Genomic DNA, 15939 nt, shown 5'->3' with positions numbered 1-15939 from the left:
CGACGAACCAGGGCGGCGTGGATCGACACCCTGGCGATGCCTGTTCAGCCCGGGCCACCGGGCAGCGGCGCCAGCATCGTATCCGGCGGCTGCCGGCCGGCCAGGTGGCGCACGAAGTAGTCCCACATGCGGTGCGTGTAGGTAGCGTCGTTGCGGAACAACTCATGGTCCTGGCGGGCCAGGTACAGCAGGTCATACTCGCGCTGGGCCTTGTTGAGGGCGGCGGCCAGCTGCAGGGTCAGCGCTGGTGGCGCGTTCTCGTCCAGTTCGCCATAGACCAGCAGCAGATGCCCGCGCAGGTTGCCGGCCAGCGCGGCATTGTCGAGTCCGGCAAACGGCGCTGGCACGCCGTCGGCAGTGGACGTGGCCGGCTGCACGCCGCCGAACAGCCGGTCCATGCCGTGCAGGGCCCCACCGTACATGCCCTGGAAATTGTGGCTGCCGGCCGAGGCCACGCCCACCTTGTAGAACGCCGGGTAGCGCAGCACGGCGCGCGCCGCGCTGTAGCCACCGAACGAATGCCCATAGATGCCGACCCGCTGCAGGTCGATGCCCGGGTAGCGTTCGCCCAGCTGGCGCAGCGCCGCCACATGGTCATCCAGCTGCACATCGGCGGCGCGCAGGAAGCTGCTGTCATGGAACGCCTTGTCGCGCCCACCGGTGCCGCGCGCATCGATGCTGACCACCACGAAGCCGAGTTCGGCCAGGCTGGCCCGTGACACCGGATTCAATGCGGACACCGCTTCGGCGTAGGTCACCGGCGCATTGCTGATGAAGGCGCCGCCGTACATCGCGTCGATCACCGGGAAGCTGCCATCATCGCGATAGTCACGGGGCAGGTAGACGGTGGCGAAGATCGGCGTGCGCCCATCGGCGGCCAGCAGCCGCTCGCGCCGTGGTGCGCGCCAGCCTGCCGCAACGATCGCGCTGTCATCGGCTGTTTCCAGCACCATCACTTCACGGCCGTCATCGCTGGCCCGCAGCACGGTGCGTGGTGGCTGGTCGAGACGGGAAACCGTATCCACCAGATAGCCACCGCCAGGCGACAGCGCCTGCGGCGCGCGTCCGCCGAACAGCGCGCCGGTGCCGGCATCGGCCAGGTGGTCGTTGCCATCGGCGGCCAGGCGGTGGATCGGCCCGCCCTGCAGCGATACCCGGTACAGGCCGCGCACGTAAGGGTCGCCACCGTCCACGCCGCCGGCACTGAAGTAGGCCCAACCGCCTGCGCCGTCCACGCCCAGCAGGTCGCGTACCACCCAGGGGCCACGGGTCAGCTGGGCCAGCACCTTGCCGTCGGACAGGCGCACCCGGTACAGGTGGCCGCGGCCGTCGCGCTGCGAGAACCACACGGCGGTGTCCTGCCCGGGCAGGATCGCCACGGCCGGTCGGTTGTACGAGTACACGTTGAGCTGCAGGCGGGTGTCGCTGGCTTCCTCCAGTACGGTGCGCACTGCACCGCTGCCGGCTTCGATCTCCACCAGGCGCAGGCGCCGTGGCGTCCCGAAGTGCGCGATCACCGCGTACAACCGGCCGCCCTCCCAGCCCAGCACGCCGGCTTCGCTGAGCGTGTTCCAGCCCTCGGGCAGCGCGATGTCGTGCTGTTGGCCGCTGCGGGTATCCACCACGTACAGGCTGTCGCGCACCTGCTGCGCATCACCCAGCACGCCCAGCTTCACCGCATGCACGCGCGGGCGCGCGCTGTCGACGGGCGTGCTTTCCAGATAGGGATAGTCCAGCAGGGCACGCTCCTCATAGCGGATGCCGGCCACGTAGCGTCCATCCGGTGACCAGCCGACCGCGAACGGCCGCATCGGCATCCGGCCCTGCCGGCGCGGAATGCCACGCAGGGCGAAGTCCGGCAGCACGCCATAGCCATGGCCGGGTTCACCGCCAGCCGTCAGCGCGCGTGCCACGGTTCCAGGCGAATGCAGCCATAGATCGTGGTCGCGCACCTGCAGCCATGCATCGCCAACGGGCGAAGGCAGTGCGTCGGCCGGCGGCAACGGATCCTGCGCGCGCGCGCATTGCCAGCGTGGCCACTGGCAATCGATCGGCACCTCACCGTTGAAACGCAGGCGCAGGCCAGCGTCCACCGCCTGCACGCTGGCCAGGCGCAGGTATGGCCCGTTGGCAGCGAAGGGGGCCACCGCCGTGTCCAGCGCGGCGGGCTCGAACAGGATCTGGCGACGGGCCGTTTCCGGATCGACCAGCACGGCCTGGCGCCGGCCCTGCGCGTCTTCGCGCTCGTACCAGAAGCGCCCGTCGGGCAGCCAGTTCGGCAGCACCGACGCATTGCGCAGTGCACCGCGCAGATGACTGTCGTGCACGCGTTCGGCGCGTTGGTAGTCGCTGGCCTGCAGCGCATGTGCAGGCGTGGAAGAAAACAGCGCAGCGCTGGCCAGGAAGGTCGCGCGGACCATCCTCTGAAGCGGGTCGGGCAGGTGCAAGGCAACCTCCTGTTGCAATCGTCGAGGGATCACAAATGCACGCGCGGCGCGCGCGTATGCCAGAGAGAGCCTGAATCAAGGCAAAAAATTCAGCAATGCGAAGACCGCTGTTTTCAGGGAGCGTTGTGGCGAATAACGGAGAATTTACATTCCCGATGCGATGGCGCCCTGGCGCTGCTGCACACCATAAGAAAGTAAAGGTGTACCCCCATGAAGAATTCGCTGATTGCTCTGGCCCTGGCCGCTGCCCTGCCGTTCACCGCTTCGGCCGCTGAGAACCTGTCCTACAACTACGCCGAAGCCAACTACGCCAAGATCGACAACGATGCGTTCAAGTCCGACGGTTGGGGCGTGAAGGGTTCCTACGGCTTCCTGCCGAACTTCCACGCCTTCGGTGAGTACAGCCGCCAGGAGTTCGACCACACCAACATCAAGCTGGACCAGTGGAAGATCGGTGCCGGCTACAACGTTGAAATCGCTCCGTCGACCGACTTCGTTGCCCGCGTTGCCTACCAGAAGCTCGACCAGAAGCACGGTCTGGACTTCAACGGCTACAGCGCTGAAGCCGGTGTCCGCACTGCCTTCGGCGCCCACGCCGAAGTCTACGGCCTGGTCGGCTACGAAGATTACGCCAAGAAGCACGGCGTCAATCCGGATGGCCAGTGGTACGGCCGCCTGGGTGGTCAGGTCAAGCTGAACCAGAACTGGGGCCTGAACGGCGAGCTGAAGATGAACCGTCACGGCGACAAGGAATACACCGTCGGCCCGCGCTTCAGCTGGTAATAGCTGCCCCGGCGCGATCGCGCGCTGGAAAAGCTTCGACAGGCCCGGCTTCTGCCGGGCCTGTTGCGTTTGCGAAGGCGCAAAACCGAATGCCATCTGACTGATGGGTCAGGCAGGCCTGGCATTGCAAGGAATTGGATTCCGCCGCTGCGGTCTCCGTTCTACCGTGGCTGTCCCATGTTGCTGGACATGCCCCCCCATGCCGCCCGCACTTCCACCCCTGCTTCCCGACCGGCCCCAACGCCTGGCATTGCTGGACCCGCATCCGGTATTGCGATTGGGCGTGGAAGTGCTGTTGCGACAGCAGAGTGGCGTGCAGGTCCGGGTGAGCCTGTCCAGCGAGGCGCATCTGCTGCAGCTGCTGGAGCGCAGCCCGACCTGTGTGGACCTGCTGCTGATCGACGCGCTGCCGATGGGCGATCTGGGCGATGGATTGGCCCTGCTGCGCCGCTTGTCGCAACGCTGGCCGGCGCTGCCGGTGCTGGTGTTGTCGGCACACTGCAACGCCAGCACGGTGACCACCAGCATGCGTGCCGGCGCGCGTGGCTTCCTGTCCAAGTCGACCGCGCCGGATGTGTTGTTGCACGCGATCGACGTGGTGGCCCGCGGAGGATGCTTCGTGCCACCGGAGCTGCGTGCGGAACTGAACGCATCGCGGGCGCGCAGCACGCCGGCGCCGGTGCTGGCGCCGTTGAGCCGTCGCGAGCGCGAAGTGCTTGGCCTGGTGCTCAAAGGGGTCAGCACCGGCGAGATGGCGCTGCAATCGGGACGTTCGGCCAGCACGATCAGCTCGCAGAAAACCTCGGCCTACCGCAAGCTCGGCATCCGCGGCGACGGTGACCTGTTCCGCTTCCGCCACCTGCTCGATTGCGGATGAGAGGGCTTATTCGCCCTGGTACTGCTTCTCTTCCACCAGCACCGAACCGGCCACGCGGTTGATTTCGTTCTTCACCTGCACGCGTTCGCCGTTGGTGCCATAGACGCCACGCGCCAGCTGGATGAACGCATCGTCGAACACCTGGGCCGCTTCCTTGTCGCGCAGCTGGTCCTGGATGTCCCACATGCGCTCGTTGATCACCTTCAGCTGCTGCTTCAGCGCGGCCAGCTCCGGCTGCGCCTGCAGCAGCTGCTGCAGCAGCGGCAACAGGCCATCCAGCTCGGTATGGATGTTGGCCAGCTTGGCGGCATCGTCGATGCGCTCGACCTTGATCTCGAGAATGGTGATCTTGTCGATCAGCTCGCCGATCGATACCGGGGTCAGGATGGCGTCCACGTGGTTGGTTCCTGGAAACAGGCCAGCATGATAACGCGCCCATGCCGATGCGCCGCCCCTCCACGGGATTTACGCCGAATTTGCGCTGCGGGCCGGGCAACGCCCTCGATCCGTTACGGCCCGGCCCTCGACACTGCCGTCCCGGCGGCAGGACCGCCTTCGACGAGGAAAACAGTGCAGTGAACAGCAAGGGGATGATGGCGGCCATGGTGGCCGCCCTGGCAGGGCTGCTCGCAATCGGCAGTGCGCAGGCCCAGGTACAGGTCAGTGGCAGCGCGGCGTTGACCAGCGACTACGTGTGGCGTGGCAGCTCGCAGAGCGACGGTGACCCGGCGGTGCAGGCCGGTGCGAAAGCAGCCATCGCATCGGGCTGGTACGCCAGCGTGTGGGGCTCGAACGTTTCGTTCAAGCCGGACAATGGCGCGCGCAGCGAGTTCGACCTGGTGGCGGGCTGGTCCGGCACGCTCGCGCCGGACTGGGCGCTGGATGCCAACCTGACCCGCTATGTGTACCCGGGCACCGGTCGCGCGCTGGACTGGACCGAACTCAATACCACGCTGACCTGGAAGCAGCGCGCCTGGCTGCAGGTCGCACACTCCAACGACGCGCTGGCCGGCGGCCATCGCGGCACCTATGCCCAGCTGGGTGTACGGGTGCCGCTGCACGAGCGGGTCCGCCTGGAAGCGGCGGTGGGCCAGTACTGGCTGGCCACCGCGCAGGGGCCGGATTACCTGCATGGCCAGCTCAGTGCGGTTGCCACGCTGGCGCCGGCATGGGAACTGCGCGCCACCGTGCACGACACCGACAGTGCGGCCAAGCGCCTGTTCCCGGGCAATGCCGGTGGACGCTGGGAGCTGGCGCTGCAGGGCAGCTTCTAGTTCGACGCCGCAGCCTGGCGCGCGCGCAGCGCGCCGGGCAGCCACAGCAGCAGGGCCAGCACCGCCACCGCGGCACCAGCCACACAGACACCGGTCCAGCCGAAGCGCTGGTAGACCTGCGCCGACAGCAGCGAGCCCAGCGAACCGCCGATGAAGTAGCCGGTCATGTAGCCGGCATTGAGCCGGTTGCGTGCAGCAGGCTGCAATGCATAGATCAGGTTCTGGTTGCTGACGTGCAGCAGCTGCGCGGCCAGGTCCAGCACCACCACGCCCACCAGCAGCGCCAGCAGCGAATGTGCAGACAGCCCCAGCGGCAGCCATGACAGCAGCAACAGCACCAGTGCGATGGCGGTGGCGCGGCCGGTCTGCCCGCGATCGGACATGCGCCCGGCCAGGCCTGCGGCCAGCGTACCGGCGGCACCGACCAGTCCGAACAGGCCGATGGTGGCATCGCTGTACTCATACGGCGGTTGTGCCAGCAGGAAGGCGAGCGGGGTCCAGAAGATCGCGAACATGGCGAAGCTGCAGGCACCGAGCAGGGTGCGCTGGCGAAGCACCGGTTCCTGCACGAACAGCACGCCGATCGAGCGCAGCAGCGCGAAGTAACCCAGGCCGGCGCTGTGGTGGAAACGCGGCAGCCCGCGCTGCAGCGCCAGTGCGGTCAGCACCAGCGTACCGGCGGCGATCGCATACACCAGGCGCCAGTCGCCCAGGCTGGAAAGCAGGCCGGCCACGGTGCGTGCCAGCAGGATGCCCAGCAACAGGCCACTCATCAGCGTGCCGACCACCCTGCCCCGATGCTCCGGCGCGGCCAGCGTGGCGGCGAACGGCACCAGCACCTGCGCCACCACCGAGAACAGGCCGGTGATCGCGGTGCCCACCAGCAGCCAGGTCAGCGACGGCGCACAGGCGCTGATCACCAGGCCGCCGGCCGACAGCAGGCTCATCACCACGATCAGGCGGCGGCGTTCGAACAGGTCTCCCAGCGGCACCAGCAGGATCAGCCCGGCGGCATAACTCAGCTGCGCAGCGGTGACCACCATGCCGACCTGGCCGAACGGCACGCCGAAGGCATCGGCGATGGTGTGCAGCAGCGGCTGCGCGTAGTAGTTGCTGGCCACCGCGACACCGGTGGCGACCGACATCAACAGCACCTGCCAGCGATGCAGTGGGGGGAGAGTGGGGCTCACGCGATGTTCCAGAAAGCGGGGTGCACAGTGTCCGCCTGCTGCAGTCATGATGGAAATGAATCATCATCATCCCTGTCATCTGGAATTGAGATGGTTGCGTGAATCTCAAGCAGCTCGAATTCGCCGTGGCCCTGGCCGAGGAGGGCAACTTCACCCGTGCCGCCGAGCGCTGCCACGTGGTGCAGTCCGCGCTCAGCCACCAGATTGCCTACCTGGAGCAGGAACTGGGCACGCCGCTGTTCGAGCGCCTGCCTCGCCAGGTACGCCCGACCGCCGCGGGTGAGGCGCTGCTGGTGCACGCGCGCCAGGTGCTGGCCAGCCTGCGCCACCTGCGCGCCGACGTGGCCGCCGTCAGCGGTGAAGTACGCGGGCTGCTGGCGATCGGTCAGATTTCGTCGCTCACCGACATCGACGTGGTGGCGATGCTGGCCGCCTTCCAGCAGGCGCACCCGCAGGTGGAGTTCCAGCTGCGGGTAGAGAAAAGTGAAGTGCTGATCGCGCAGGTACAGTCGCGCGAGCTGGATGTGGCACTGGTCGGGCTGGCGCCGTCGGCGGCGCTGGACGGCGTCTGCCACCGCATGCTGCAGGAGGAGGATCTGGTGGCGGTGCTGGCGCCGTCGCACCGGTTGGCCAGGCGCAAGCGGCTGCCCCTGGCCGAACTGCAGGATGAGGCACTGGTCGACTTCCCGCGCGGTACCGGCGCGCGCCGGCAGACCGATGATGCGTTCGCTGCTGCGGGACTGCCGCACACGGTGCGCTTCGAGGTCAACCTGATGGAACTGGTCGAGCGTTTCGTCCGCCACGGGTTGGCGGTCGGCATCGTGCCGGCGTTGATCGCCGACGGTTTCGAGGGCGTGGTGCAGATTCCGCTGCAACCCACCCCGACCCGCCGCGTGCATCTGGTCTGGCAGCGGGTGCCGACGCCGGCGGCGCGCGCGTTCGTCGAGGCCGTGCTCAGCCGCGCAGGCGCAGGCTCAGGCCCTTGAGGAAATTGCGCAGCATCTGGTCCAGGCAGCGCCGGTAGTTGGCATGGCCGGGCTGGCGGAACAGTGCGCCGACTTCCGACTTGGATGCCTTGAAACCGGCGCTGGCGAAGATCTCCATCAGGTCCACGTCACGCAGCTGGAAGGCCACCCGCAGCTTCTTCAGCACCAGGTTGTTGTCGATGCGGGTTTCCACCGCACGCTGCGGCTGGCTCTCGTCGCGGCCGCGCAGGTGCACGATCAGGCCATCGAGGAAGTGCGCCAGCGCGCTGTCGCTCATTGCTTCGAAGCCGGCTTCGTCCTCGCGGCGCAACCAGGCCTTGACCTGCTCGGTATCCACGGCGAACGCCGGATCGGCCATCTGGCACAGGGTCACCACGTGGTGGTCGCCCAGGTCCAGGGAGTAGCGCACGCTGCGCAGGACATCGTTGTTGATCATGGCGCAATTGTACCGGTCACCCCGACAGGTGGGGCCGGATCTGGCCGATCCGGCAACGCAAGCCCCGGCCGACGGTGCCAGAATGGGGGTCTGGTTCCCCACGGAGTTGCCTGCATGACCCGCACCGTCCTGATTACCGGCGCCACCTCCGGCTTCGGCGCCGCCGCCGTCCACCGCTTCGCGCAGGCTGGCTGGAAGGTGATCGCCACCGGCCGTCGCAGCGAGCGCCTGCAGCCGCTGGTCGAGCGCTATGGCAAGGACGTGGTGCATGCCGCCGCCTTCGACATCCGCGATCCGGTGGCGATGGAAGCGGCCCTGCTGGCGTTGCCGCCCGCGTTCGGCGAGATCGATCTGCTGGTCAACAACGCCGGCCTGGCGCAGGGCACCGCGCCGGCGCAGGGCGCCAAGCTGTCGGACTGGACCACGATGATCGACACCAACATCACCGCACTGGTGACCCTGACCCATCGCCTGCTGCCGCAGCTGGTGGAGCGCAAGGGCGCGATCATCAACATCTCGTCGGTGGCCGGCGTCTATCCGTATCCCGGTGGCAATGCCTACGGCGGTACCAAGGCCTTCGTCAGCCAGTTCTCGCTGGGCCTGCGTTCGGACCTGCACGGCACCGGCGTGCGGGTGACTACGATCGAACCGGGCATGGCCGAAACCGAGTTCACCGTGGTGCGTACCCATGGCGACCAGAACGCGTCGGACAAGCTGTACAGCGGCGCCAACCCGATGACCGCCGAGGACATCGCCGAACAGATCTTCTGGGTGGCCACGCTGCCGCCGCACCTGAACATCAATCGCCTGGAACTGATGCCGGTCAGCCAGTCGTTCGCCGGCTTCCAGGTGGCCCGCGAAGGCTGAAGCCCTTGTAGAGTCGAGCTTGCTCGACTGCTCATCTGTTGTTGAACGGCAGTCGAGCACGGCTCGACTCTACGGGAGCAAAAAAAAAGCCGGGCAATGCCCGGCTTTTTCCGTTCAGGCGAGAAGGCTCATTGTGCCTTGATCGCCATCGCCTGCAGACCGGTGCCATCCAGCTTCTGCTTGGCCTCGGACAGCTCGCCGGCGCTGCCATACGGCCCCATGCGCACGCGGTACACGGTCTTGCCGTTGATCTGCGCCGACTCCACGCGTGCGGCCAGGCCCATCATCGCCAGCTTGGCCTTGGTGGCTTCGGCATCGCCGGAAGCACCGAACGCGCCGGCCTGCAGGATGTAGCGGGCATTGTCCACGGCGGCCGGTGCGGCAGCGGCCGGAGTGCTGGCTGCTGCCGGTGCGGTTTCCGCGCGCGCGGCCGGCGTGGCAGCGGCGGTGCTGGTCGATGCCGGCGGCGTGCTGGCCGGCGGCGTTGCCGTAGCCGGACGCTCGCTCAGCGGAGCCGGCAGCGGACGGTTGGTGGCCGTCACCTGCGCGGTGCTGGCGACGCTGGTGGTCGTTGCCGGTGCAGCTGCGGTGGCCGCAGCCGGCGGTACCGGCTTGCCTTCCAGTGCGGCCTGCGCGCGCTGCGCCTCGGCCTTGGCCCGGCGCTGGTCTTCGGCGCGCGCGCTGGCGGCCAGTTCGGCGTCGGACATTTCAACTTCCTTGCCCGGCAGCAGGGTGTAGAAGTCGTACTGGGTGGCGGCCGGTTTTTCCGCTTCGGCCGGCTTCGGCGTCGCGGGCTGCGCGGCCGGCTGGGTACCGACATCGCTGTCGGCATCGGCGACCGGGGCCGGCTGCGCGTTCGGGTTCGGCTGTGGGCCGGCGCGAAGGAAACCATCGCCTTCGCCCTTGAACAGGTTCGGCGCCGCCAGGAACACCACTGCAGCAATGGCCACACCGGCGACCAGCCACACCCATCCGGGTGTGCCCTGGCTGCCGCTGTTGCGTCGTGCCTGGCTTTTGCCGCGTCGTGCTGCCATGAGTACTGCGTCTCCTGATGCTTACATTTTTTCCGGGGCGCTGACGCCCAGGAGGTCGAGGCCGTTGGCCAGCACCTGGCGTGCCGCGCAGGCCAGGGTCAGCTTGGCATTGCGATCGGCGGCGTCATCCACCAGTACCGGCGTCCCGTGATACCACGTGTGGAACGCATGCGCCAATTCACGCAGGTACTGCGCTACCAGATGCGGTTCCAGCGCCACGCCGGCCGCTTCCACCACTTCCGGATACCGCGAGATCTCGTTCATCAGCAGCAGCGAGGCGTCGTCGACCAGGCGGCCGAGATTGGCCAGGCCGTTGCCCTGCTCGTACACCAGGCCCTTTTCCTGCGCCTGGCGCAGCAGGCTGCAGACGCGGGCATGCGCGTACTGCACGTAGAACACCGGGTTGTCGTTGCTCTGCTGGCGGGCCAGGTCGATGTCGAAGGTGAGCTGCGAATCGGGCTTGCGCGCGATCAGGAACCAGCGGGTCGCGTCGCGGCCGGCTTCTTCGATCAGGTCGCGCAGGGTGAAGTAGCTGCCGGCACGCTTGGACAGCTTCACTTCCTCGCCGCCGCGCATCACGGTGACCATCTGGTGCAGCACGTATTCCGGCCAGCCCTGCGGGATGCCCACTTCCATCGCCTGCAGGCCGGCGCGCACGCGCGCCAGCGAGCCGTGGTGGTCGGCGCCCAGTTCGGTGATCGCGCGCTCGTAGCCGCGCTGCCACTTGGACAGGTGGTAGGCCACGTCCGGCACGAAGTAGGTGAAGGTGCCGTCGGACTTGCGCATCACGCGGTCCTTGTCGTCACCGAAGTCGGTGCTGCGCAGCCACAGCGCGCCGCCTTCCTCATAGGTGTGGCCGGAGGCCTGCAGCTTGGCCACCGCTTCGGCTACCTTGCCGTCGGCATACAGCGAGCTTTCCAGGAAGTAGATGTCGAAGTCGACGCCGAACGCGGCCAGGTCCAGGTTCTGCTCGTTGCGCAGGTAGGCCACGGCAAAGCGGCGGATCGCCTGCATGTCATCCGGGTCCTTGGCGCCGACCACGGTGCTGCCTTCCAGATCGACGCTGGCGCCGGCCATGTAGGCGCGGGCCACGTCGGCGATGTATTCACCGCGATAGCCACCTTCCGGCCAGCCGTCCTGGTCCGGCGCGATGCCCTTGATCCGGGCCTGGGTGGACAGCGCCAGGTTCTCGATCTGCACGCCGGCATCGTTGTAGTAGAACTCGCGCTTGGCGTTCCAGCCATTGGCATCGAGCACGCGGGCCACGCAGTCGCCGATCGCTGCGGCGCGGCCGTGGCCGACGTGCAGCGGGCCGGTCGGGTTGGCCGACACGTACTCCACGCCTACCGTGCGGCCATTGCCGGACAGGTTGCGGCCGTAGTCATGGCCTTCCTTGATCACCGACGCGGCTTCGCGCTGGTACGCGGCCGGGGCCAGGTGGAAGTTGATGAAGCCAGGGCCGGCGATCTCGACCTTGCTCACGTCCTCGCTGCGCGGCAGCGCCTCGACCAGCGCCTGTGCCAGTGCGCGCGGATTGCTGCGCGCGGCCTTGGCCAGCAGCATGGCGGCGTTGGTGGCGAAGTCGCCGTGGTCGCGGGTCTTCGGGCGCTCGACCACGAAGTCCGGCGGCAGGGAGTCGGCGGGCAGGGTGCCATTGGCGCGCAAGGCTTCGATGCCTTGGCTGATCAGGGCGCGGAGGAGATTTTTCACGAGGCCTGCTGTGAGAATGAGCGGCGGAATCGCCCATTTTAGCGCAGATACCAGTGACCACGCTGACCAGGACATGCCTGCGGGGCCGGCCGGTGGCGCCGGGCGGGCGTGCGCTCAGCCGAACAAGCGGGGCTGGGGCGGGGACAGCAGGCCTCGTTCAGCAAACGAAACGGGGCGGCCCTCGCCCACTACGAAGTGGTCCAGCAGGCGTACGTCCACCAGCGCCAGCGCCTGCTGCAGCTCATCGGTGATACGGGTGTCGGCCCCGGAGGGCTCAGGATCGCCCGAGGGATGGTTGTGGCTCAGGATCACCGCCGCCGCGTTGTGCAGCAGGGCACGCCGCACCACTTCACGCGGGTAGACCGGGGCGGCGTTGATGGTGCCGTGGAACAGTTCCTCGCAGGCGATCAGGCGGTGGCGATTGTCCAGGAACAGGGCCATGAAGATCTCGCGGGCCTGGCCGCGCAGGCGGTGCTGCAGGTAGCGGCCGACCGCGGCGGGGTTGTTGCCGACCGCCTCGCCGTGCTCCAGCTCGGCGGCAAGGTAGCGGTGGGCCAGCTCCAGCCCGGCTGCCAGCGTGCAGCTGCGCGCCGGGCCAAGCCCGGGCAGGCGGGCCAACTCGCGGGCGGGGCGGGCGAGCAGCGTCCGCAACGGACCCTGCGCCTGCAGCAGGTCACGCGCGGTCTGCACGGCATCGCGGCCACCGAATCCGGAGCCGAGGAACAGTGCCAGCAGTTCGGCATCGGAAAGTGCCGCAGGCCCGCGGGCGATCAGCTTCTCGCGGGGACGTTCCTGTTCGGGCCAGTCGTGGATGGGCATGCGCGCATCATCGCGGGCCCAGCCGCCGGCTCCCATCAGGACACGCCGCGGCCCCGGGTCGGTCGATGCCTCACTCGCGCCGGGTCTTCAGGTAGTCGAACAGCTCCTGGTTGTTCTGCAGGCCCAGCTTGCGCTTGGCTTCGGCCTTCTGCCGGCTGATCGTCTTCGGGCTGCGCCCGCAACGCTCGGCGACGGCGTTCACGTTGAGGCCGGCCGCGAGCAGATCCAGCACTTCCTGCTCGCGTGCCGACAGCGGCGTCGGCTCGCGTGGGAACAGCAGGTCACGGGCCTGCAGGTGGTGGCGCAGCTGCTGGGAGACGAACACCTGCCCGGCCAGTGCCGCGTTCAGCGCCTGCGGCAGTTCGGTGAAATCGGCGCATTTGTCGACCAGGCCGCTGATGCCTTCGCGCAGCAGGCCGTCGAGCAGCCCGGGATGGCGTGCGCCGGTCAGCACCACCACCGGCAGGCCGGGATGGCGAGCGCGCAGCGCATCGATCAGTTCCGGACCATCCGGGCCGTCCCCCGGCATCGACAGGTCGGTCAGCACCACGTCGCAGTCGTGGCGGGCCAGCAGCTGCAGCAGCCCGGCGCCGTCGCAGGCACTGCCGACGACCTGCATCAGGTGGGCCTGCAGCACGATGCGGATGCCGTGCAGGACCACGGGATGGTCGTCGGCGATGATGATGCGCGGATGCACGCGGCTCCTCGGAGATCGAACAGACCCCTGCGCGCAGCGGCCAACGCCTGATTCTGCAAAAGGGCAGGGCCACAGAGGTATAGGAAAGGTCCGAAAGCGTTGCCGGTGAACCCCGGGTCGATGCGGGAGGACTCCATCTGCTCATAGCTGTGCGCTATGTGCGCCATGCACCGGGACATTACCGGCCATCGGGTAAGCTAATGCCCTCGTTTGCACAGGAATTCCAGGTGGCTGACTCCCCCAACGCTTCCCCCGCGCCGGCCCGCGCGCTGGAAGGTCAGAAACTGCTGTTGTGCGTGGGAGGCGGGATCGCAGCCTACAAGGCCCTGGAACTGGTGCGGCGCCTGCGCGACGCGGGGGCCCAGGTGCAGGTGGCAATGACCGCCGGTGCCCAGCAGTTCGTCACGCCGCTCAGCTTCCAGGCGCTGTCCGGGCAGCCGACCCGCACCACGCTGTGGGACAGCGCCGCCGAACAGGCCATGGGCCACATCGAACTGGCCCGCTGGGCCGACCGCATCGTGGTCGCGCCCGGCACCGCCGATCTGCTGGCACGGCTGGCCCAGGGCCACGCCGATGACCTGGTCAGCACCCTGTGCCTGGCCAGCACCGCGCCGCTGACGATCTGCCCGGCCATGAATCACCGCATGTGGCTGCATCCGGCGACCCAGGCCAACATCGCCCTGCTGCGCCAGCGCGGTGCGCAGGTGATCGGCCCGGTCGACGGTCCGCTGGCCGAAGGCGAATCCGGCCCCGGCCGGCTGGCCGAGCCGGGCGACATCGTCGCCGCGCTGGCCGCCAACGGCGGCGCAGCGGCCCCCGTGGCGCCGCCGGAGACCCGCGCGCTGCAGGGCCTGCGCCTGCTGATCAGTGCCGGCCCCACCTATGAGGACATCGATCCGGTGCGCTACGTGGGCAACCGCAGCAGCGGCAAGATGGGCTTCGCCCTGGCCGCCGCAGCGGCGGCGATGGGTGCGCAGGTGGTGCTGGTCAGCGGCCCGGTGCAGCTGCCGACGCCGCCCGGCGTGCAGCGTGTCGATGTGCGCTCGGCCGCGCAGATGCGCGATGCCGTGCTGAAATCGCTGCCGGCCGACATCTATATCGGTGCCGCCGCGGTGTCCGATTACACGCCGCGCCAGGTGGCCGCGCAGAAGCTGAAGAAGACTGCCGACAGCCAGTCGCTGGTGATCGAGCTGGTGCGCACGCCGGACATCCTGGCCGAGGTCGCCGCGCAGACGCAGGCGCTGAAGCTGGTGGTCGGCTTCGCCGCCGAGACCCACGACGTGGAGAAATACGCGCGCGGCAAGCTGGTCGACAAGCGCCTGGACCTGGTGATCGCCAACCAGGTCGGCATCAGCGGCGGCGGCTTCGAGAGCGACAACAATGCCGCCACTGCCTTCTGGCAGGACGGTGAACAGGTATTCCCGGCCACCTCCAAGCGCGAGCTGGCCGAACAACTGCTGGCGCTGATCGCGCGGAGACTCCAGGCATGACCCAGGCTTTCACTTCCCAACCGCTGCAGGTCAAGCTGCTCGATCCGCGCTTCGGCGACAGCTGGCCGCTGCCGGCCTATGCCACCGAAGCCAGCGCCGGCATGGACCTGCGCGCGGCGCTGGATACCGCGCTGACCCTGCAGCCCGGCGATACCGCGCTGGTCCCCAGCGGCCTGGCCATCCACATCGCCGATCCGAACCTGTGCGCGGTGATCCTGCCGCGTTCGGGGCTGGGCCACCGCCACGGCATCGTGCTCGGCAACGGTACCGGCCTGATCGACGCCGACTACCAGGGGCCGCTGCTGATCAGCGTCTGGAACCGTGGCCGCGAGACCTTCACCATCGAGCCGGGCGATCGCATCGCTCAGCTGGTGGTGGTGCCGATTGCCCGCGTCAGCCTGCAGGTGGTGGATACTTTCACCGACAGCGTGCGGGGAACGGGTGGATTCGGCCATACCGGGGTGCGTTGACAGGGGACATCGATGAGCGGCATCGGGGAAGGACAGCGGGGACGGTCGTTGGGACGCAGCGCGCCACTACTGGGGGTGCTGCTGGTCCTGCTGGCCGGCTGGTTCGGATGGAGCGCGGTGCAGCAATGGCGGCAGGAGGCCAACGGCCAGGCGCTGGAACACGCGCGTGACCAGGCCGTGCAGGGGCTGCAGGATGCCGCCGCTGGCCAGCTGAAGCAGCTGCAGCAGCAGTTGAAGAATGAACGCGTGCAGCAGGCCCTGCAGGCCGGCGATGCCGCCGCGGCAGCACTGGCCGTGCGCGAGAGCTGGACCGGCGTGGAGCAGGTGGACGTGCTGGCCGCGGATCTGGCCAACGCCTACGCCGACCCGGCCACCTTCGGCTATGCCCGATTGGCACTGCTGGAAGCCGCACTGGCCGACGGCAAGCCGCGCCTGCGCGTGGTCCGCGACGGCGGTGGCAACCGCCTTGGCCTGGCGGCACCGGTCGAGCTGGGCAACCTGGGCCCGGCCGTGCTCTATGTGCGCCAACCGTTGCTGCGCCTGACCTCGCCGCTGGACCAGGTGAGTGCGCCGTCCACCGGCTTCCTCGGCCTGCGCCAGGGCTCGCACGATCTGGTGACCCAGGGCAATGCGCATCTGGCTGAGAGCGCCGAGGCGCTGGCGCGGCCGGTGGCCGGCACCCCGCTGCGGCTGGTGGCCGCGGTGCCCAATGTCGAACCGGGTCCGCTGGGACTGGGGGCGCTGGCCAGTGCCATCGTTGCGCTGCTGCTGGCCTTCATCGCGGTGCTGCTGGTGGTCGGTCGTGGCCGCCTGCCGAAGGCACTGCCGCTGCCGCGCCGCGCCGCGGCGGCGGACGCCG

15 protein-coding genes and 1 pseudogene are annotated in these 15939 nt (G+C 68.5%); 8 read left to right on the top strand and 8 right to left on the bottom strand.

Translation table 11 applies throughout. The annotated features are described in order from the left end of the window. Window positions 1-44: 44 nt before the first annotated feature. Window positions 45-2447, bottom strand: a complete 2403-nt coding sequence (locus QRO93_RS06435) for a prolyl oligopeptidase family serine peptidase (RefSeq protein ID WP_180880086.1) — start codon at window positions 2445-2447, stop codon at window positions 45-47. A gap of 210 nt (window positions 2448-2657) precedes the next feature. On the opposite strand from QRO93_RS06435, the gene QRO93_RS06430 reads away from it, so the two are divergent. After that, on the top strand, window positions 2658-3230 hold the full coding sequence (locus tag QRO93_RS06430; RefSeq protein WP_164086507.1) for an Ax21 family protein: 573 nt from the start codon (window positions 2658-2660) through the stop codon (window positions 3228-3230). 199 nt (window positions 3231-3429) lie between these two features. Then, window positions 3430-4107 carry a response regulator transcription factor gene (locus QRO93_RS06425; RefSeq protein WP_180880085.1) on the top strand — a complete coding sequence of 226 codons (678 nt, stop codon included), beginning with the start codon at window positions 3430-3432 and terminating at the stop codon, window positions 4105-4107. A gap of 6 nt (window positions 4108-4113) precedes the next feature. On the opposite strand, the gene QRO93_RS06420 is transcribed toward QRO93_RS06425, so the two are convergent. After that, a complete protein-coding gene (locus QRO93_RS06420) occupies window positions 4114-4503 on the bottom strand; it encodes a DUF6165 family protein (protein ID WP_053448552.1) in 390 nt (129 codons plus the stop codon). Between the two features lie 179 nt (window positions 4504-4682). On the opposite strand from QRO93_RS06420, the gene QRO93_RS06415 reads away from it, so the two are divergent. Beyond that, a complete protein-coding gene (locus QRO93_RS06415; RefSeq protein ID WP_180880084.1) occupies window positions 4683-5381 on the top strand; it encodes a TorF family putative porin in 699 nt (232 codons plus the stop codon). On the opposite strand, the gene QRO93_RS06410 is transcribed toward QRO93_RS06415, so the two are convergent. Next, a complete protein-coding gene (locus QRO93_RS06410; RefSeq protein ID WP_337999991.1) occupies window positions 5378-6526 on the bottom strand; it encodes an MFS transporter in 1149 nt (382 codons plus the stop codon). The genes QRO93_RS06415 and QRO93_RS06410 overlap by 4 nt on opposite strands. A 143-nt stretch (window positions 6527-6669) precedes the next feature. Here QRO93_RS06410 and QRO93_RS06405 point away from each other — a divergent pair, with 143 nt between their 5' ends. Further along, window positions 6670-7557 carry a LysR family transcriptional regulator gene (locus QRO93_RS06405; protein WP_008268218.1) on the top strand — a complete coding sequence of 296 codons (888 nt, stop codon included), beginning with the start codon at window positions 6670-6672 and terminating at the stop codon, window positions 7555-7557. Here QRO93_RS06405 and QRO93_RS06400 read toward each other — a convergent pair. After that, window positions 7526-7993, bottom strand: coding sequence for a DUF1456 family protein (locus tag QRO93_RS06400; protein ID WP_008265228.1), 468 nt, complete (start codon window positions 7991-7993; stop codon window positions 7526-7528). The genes QRO93_RS06405 and QRO93_RS06400 overlap by 32 nt on opposite strands. 114 nt (window positions 7994-8107) lie before the next feature. Here QRO93_RS06400 and QRO93_RS06395 point away from each other — a divergent pair, with 114 nt between their 5' ends. Next, the gene (locus QRO93_RS06395) at window positions 8108-8860 is read left to right on the top strand and encodes an SDR family NAD(P)-dependent oxidoreductase (protein WP_008265780.1); all 753 of its coding nucleotides are present in this window, start codon (window positions 8108-8110) and stop codon (window positions 8858-8860) included. A gap of 128 nt (window positions 8861-8988) precedes the next feature. Here the strand turns inward: QRO93_RS06395 and QRO93_RS06390 are convergent, their stop codons facing one another. The 4 genes from QRO93_RS06390 to QRO93_RS06375 all read right to left on the bottom strand — a co-directional run bounded on the left by QRO93_RS06390 (window position 8989) and on the right by QRO93_RS06375 (window position 13120). After that, window positions 8989-9894 (bottom strand): SPOR domain-containing protein, encoded by a 906-nt coding sequence (locus QRO93_RS06390; RefSeq protein ID WP_180880083.1) that lies wholly within the window; start codon window positions 9892-9894, stop codon window positions 8989-8991. Between the two features lie 21 nt (window positions 9895-9915). Next, window positions 9916-11604 carry an arginine--tRNA ligase gene (gene argS / locus QRO93_RS06385; RefSeq protein WP_053448558.1) on the bottom strand — a complete coding sequence of 563 codons (1689 nt, stop codon included), beginning with the start codon at window positions 11602-11604 and terminating at the stop codon, window positions 9916-9918. A 114-nt stretch (window positions 11605-11718) separates the two neighbouring features. After that, window positions 11719-12423 carry a DNA repair protein RadC gene (radC, locus tag QRO93_RS06380; protein WP_080375962.1) on the bottom strand — a complete coding sequence of 235 codons (705 nt, stop codon included), beginning with the start codon at window positions 12421-12423 and terminating at the stop codon, window positions 11719-11721. Between the two features lie 70 nt (window positions 12424-12493). Further along, the gene (locus QRO93_RS06375; protein ID WP_180880082.1) at window positions 12494-13120 is read right to left on the bottom strand and encodes a response regulator transcription factor; all 627 of its coding nucleotides are present in this window, start codon (window positions 13118-13120) and stop codon (window positions 12494-12496) included. Window positions 13121-13320: 200 nt separating this feature from the next. On the opposite strand from QRO93_RS06375, the gene coaBC reads away from it, so the two are divergent. From coaBC to QRO93_RS06360, 3 genes and pseudogenes are all read left to right on the top strand, one after another. Continuing rightward, window positions 13321-14610, top strand: coding sequence for a bifunctional phosphopantothenoylcysteine decarboxylase/phosphopantothenate--cysteine ligase CoaBC (gene coaBC, locus QRO93_RS06370; protein WP_008265288.1), 1290 nt, complete (start codon window positions 13321-13323; stop codon window positions 14608-14610). Continuing rightward, on the top strand, window positions 14607-15080 hold the full coding sequence (gene dut, locus QRO93_RS06365; RefSeq protein WP_053448561.1) for a dUTP diphosphatase: 474 nt from the start codon (window positions 14607-14609) through the stop codon (window positions 15078-15080). The genes coaBC and dut overlap by 4 nt, the downstream gene beginning before the upstream one ends. A gap of 12 nt (window positions 15081-15092) precedes the next feature. Continuing rightward, window positions 15093-15939: pseudogene (locus QRO93_RS06360) on the top strand (phosphomannomutase/phosphoglucomutase); the annotation flags it as partial.

The sequence above is a fragment of the Stenotrophomonas maltophilia group sp. Smal17 genome, assembly GCF_030237045.1.
GTDB lineage: Bacteria > Pseudomonadota > Gammaproteobacteria > Xanthomonadales > Xanthomonadaceae > Stenotrophomonas > Stenotrophomonas forensis.
The sequence above is the reverse complement of the archived record's forward strand: the minus strand, read 5'-3'. Positions and strand labels throughout refer to the sequence as shown.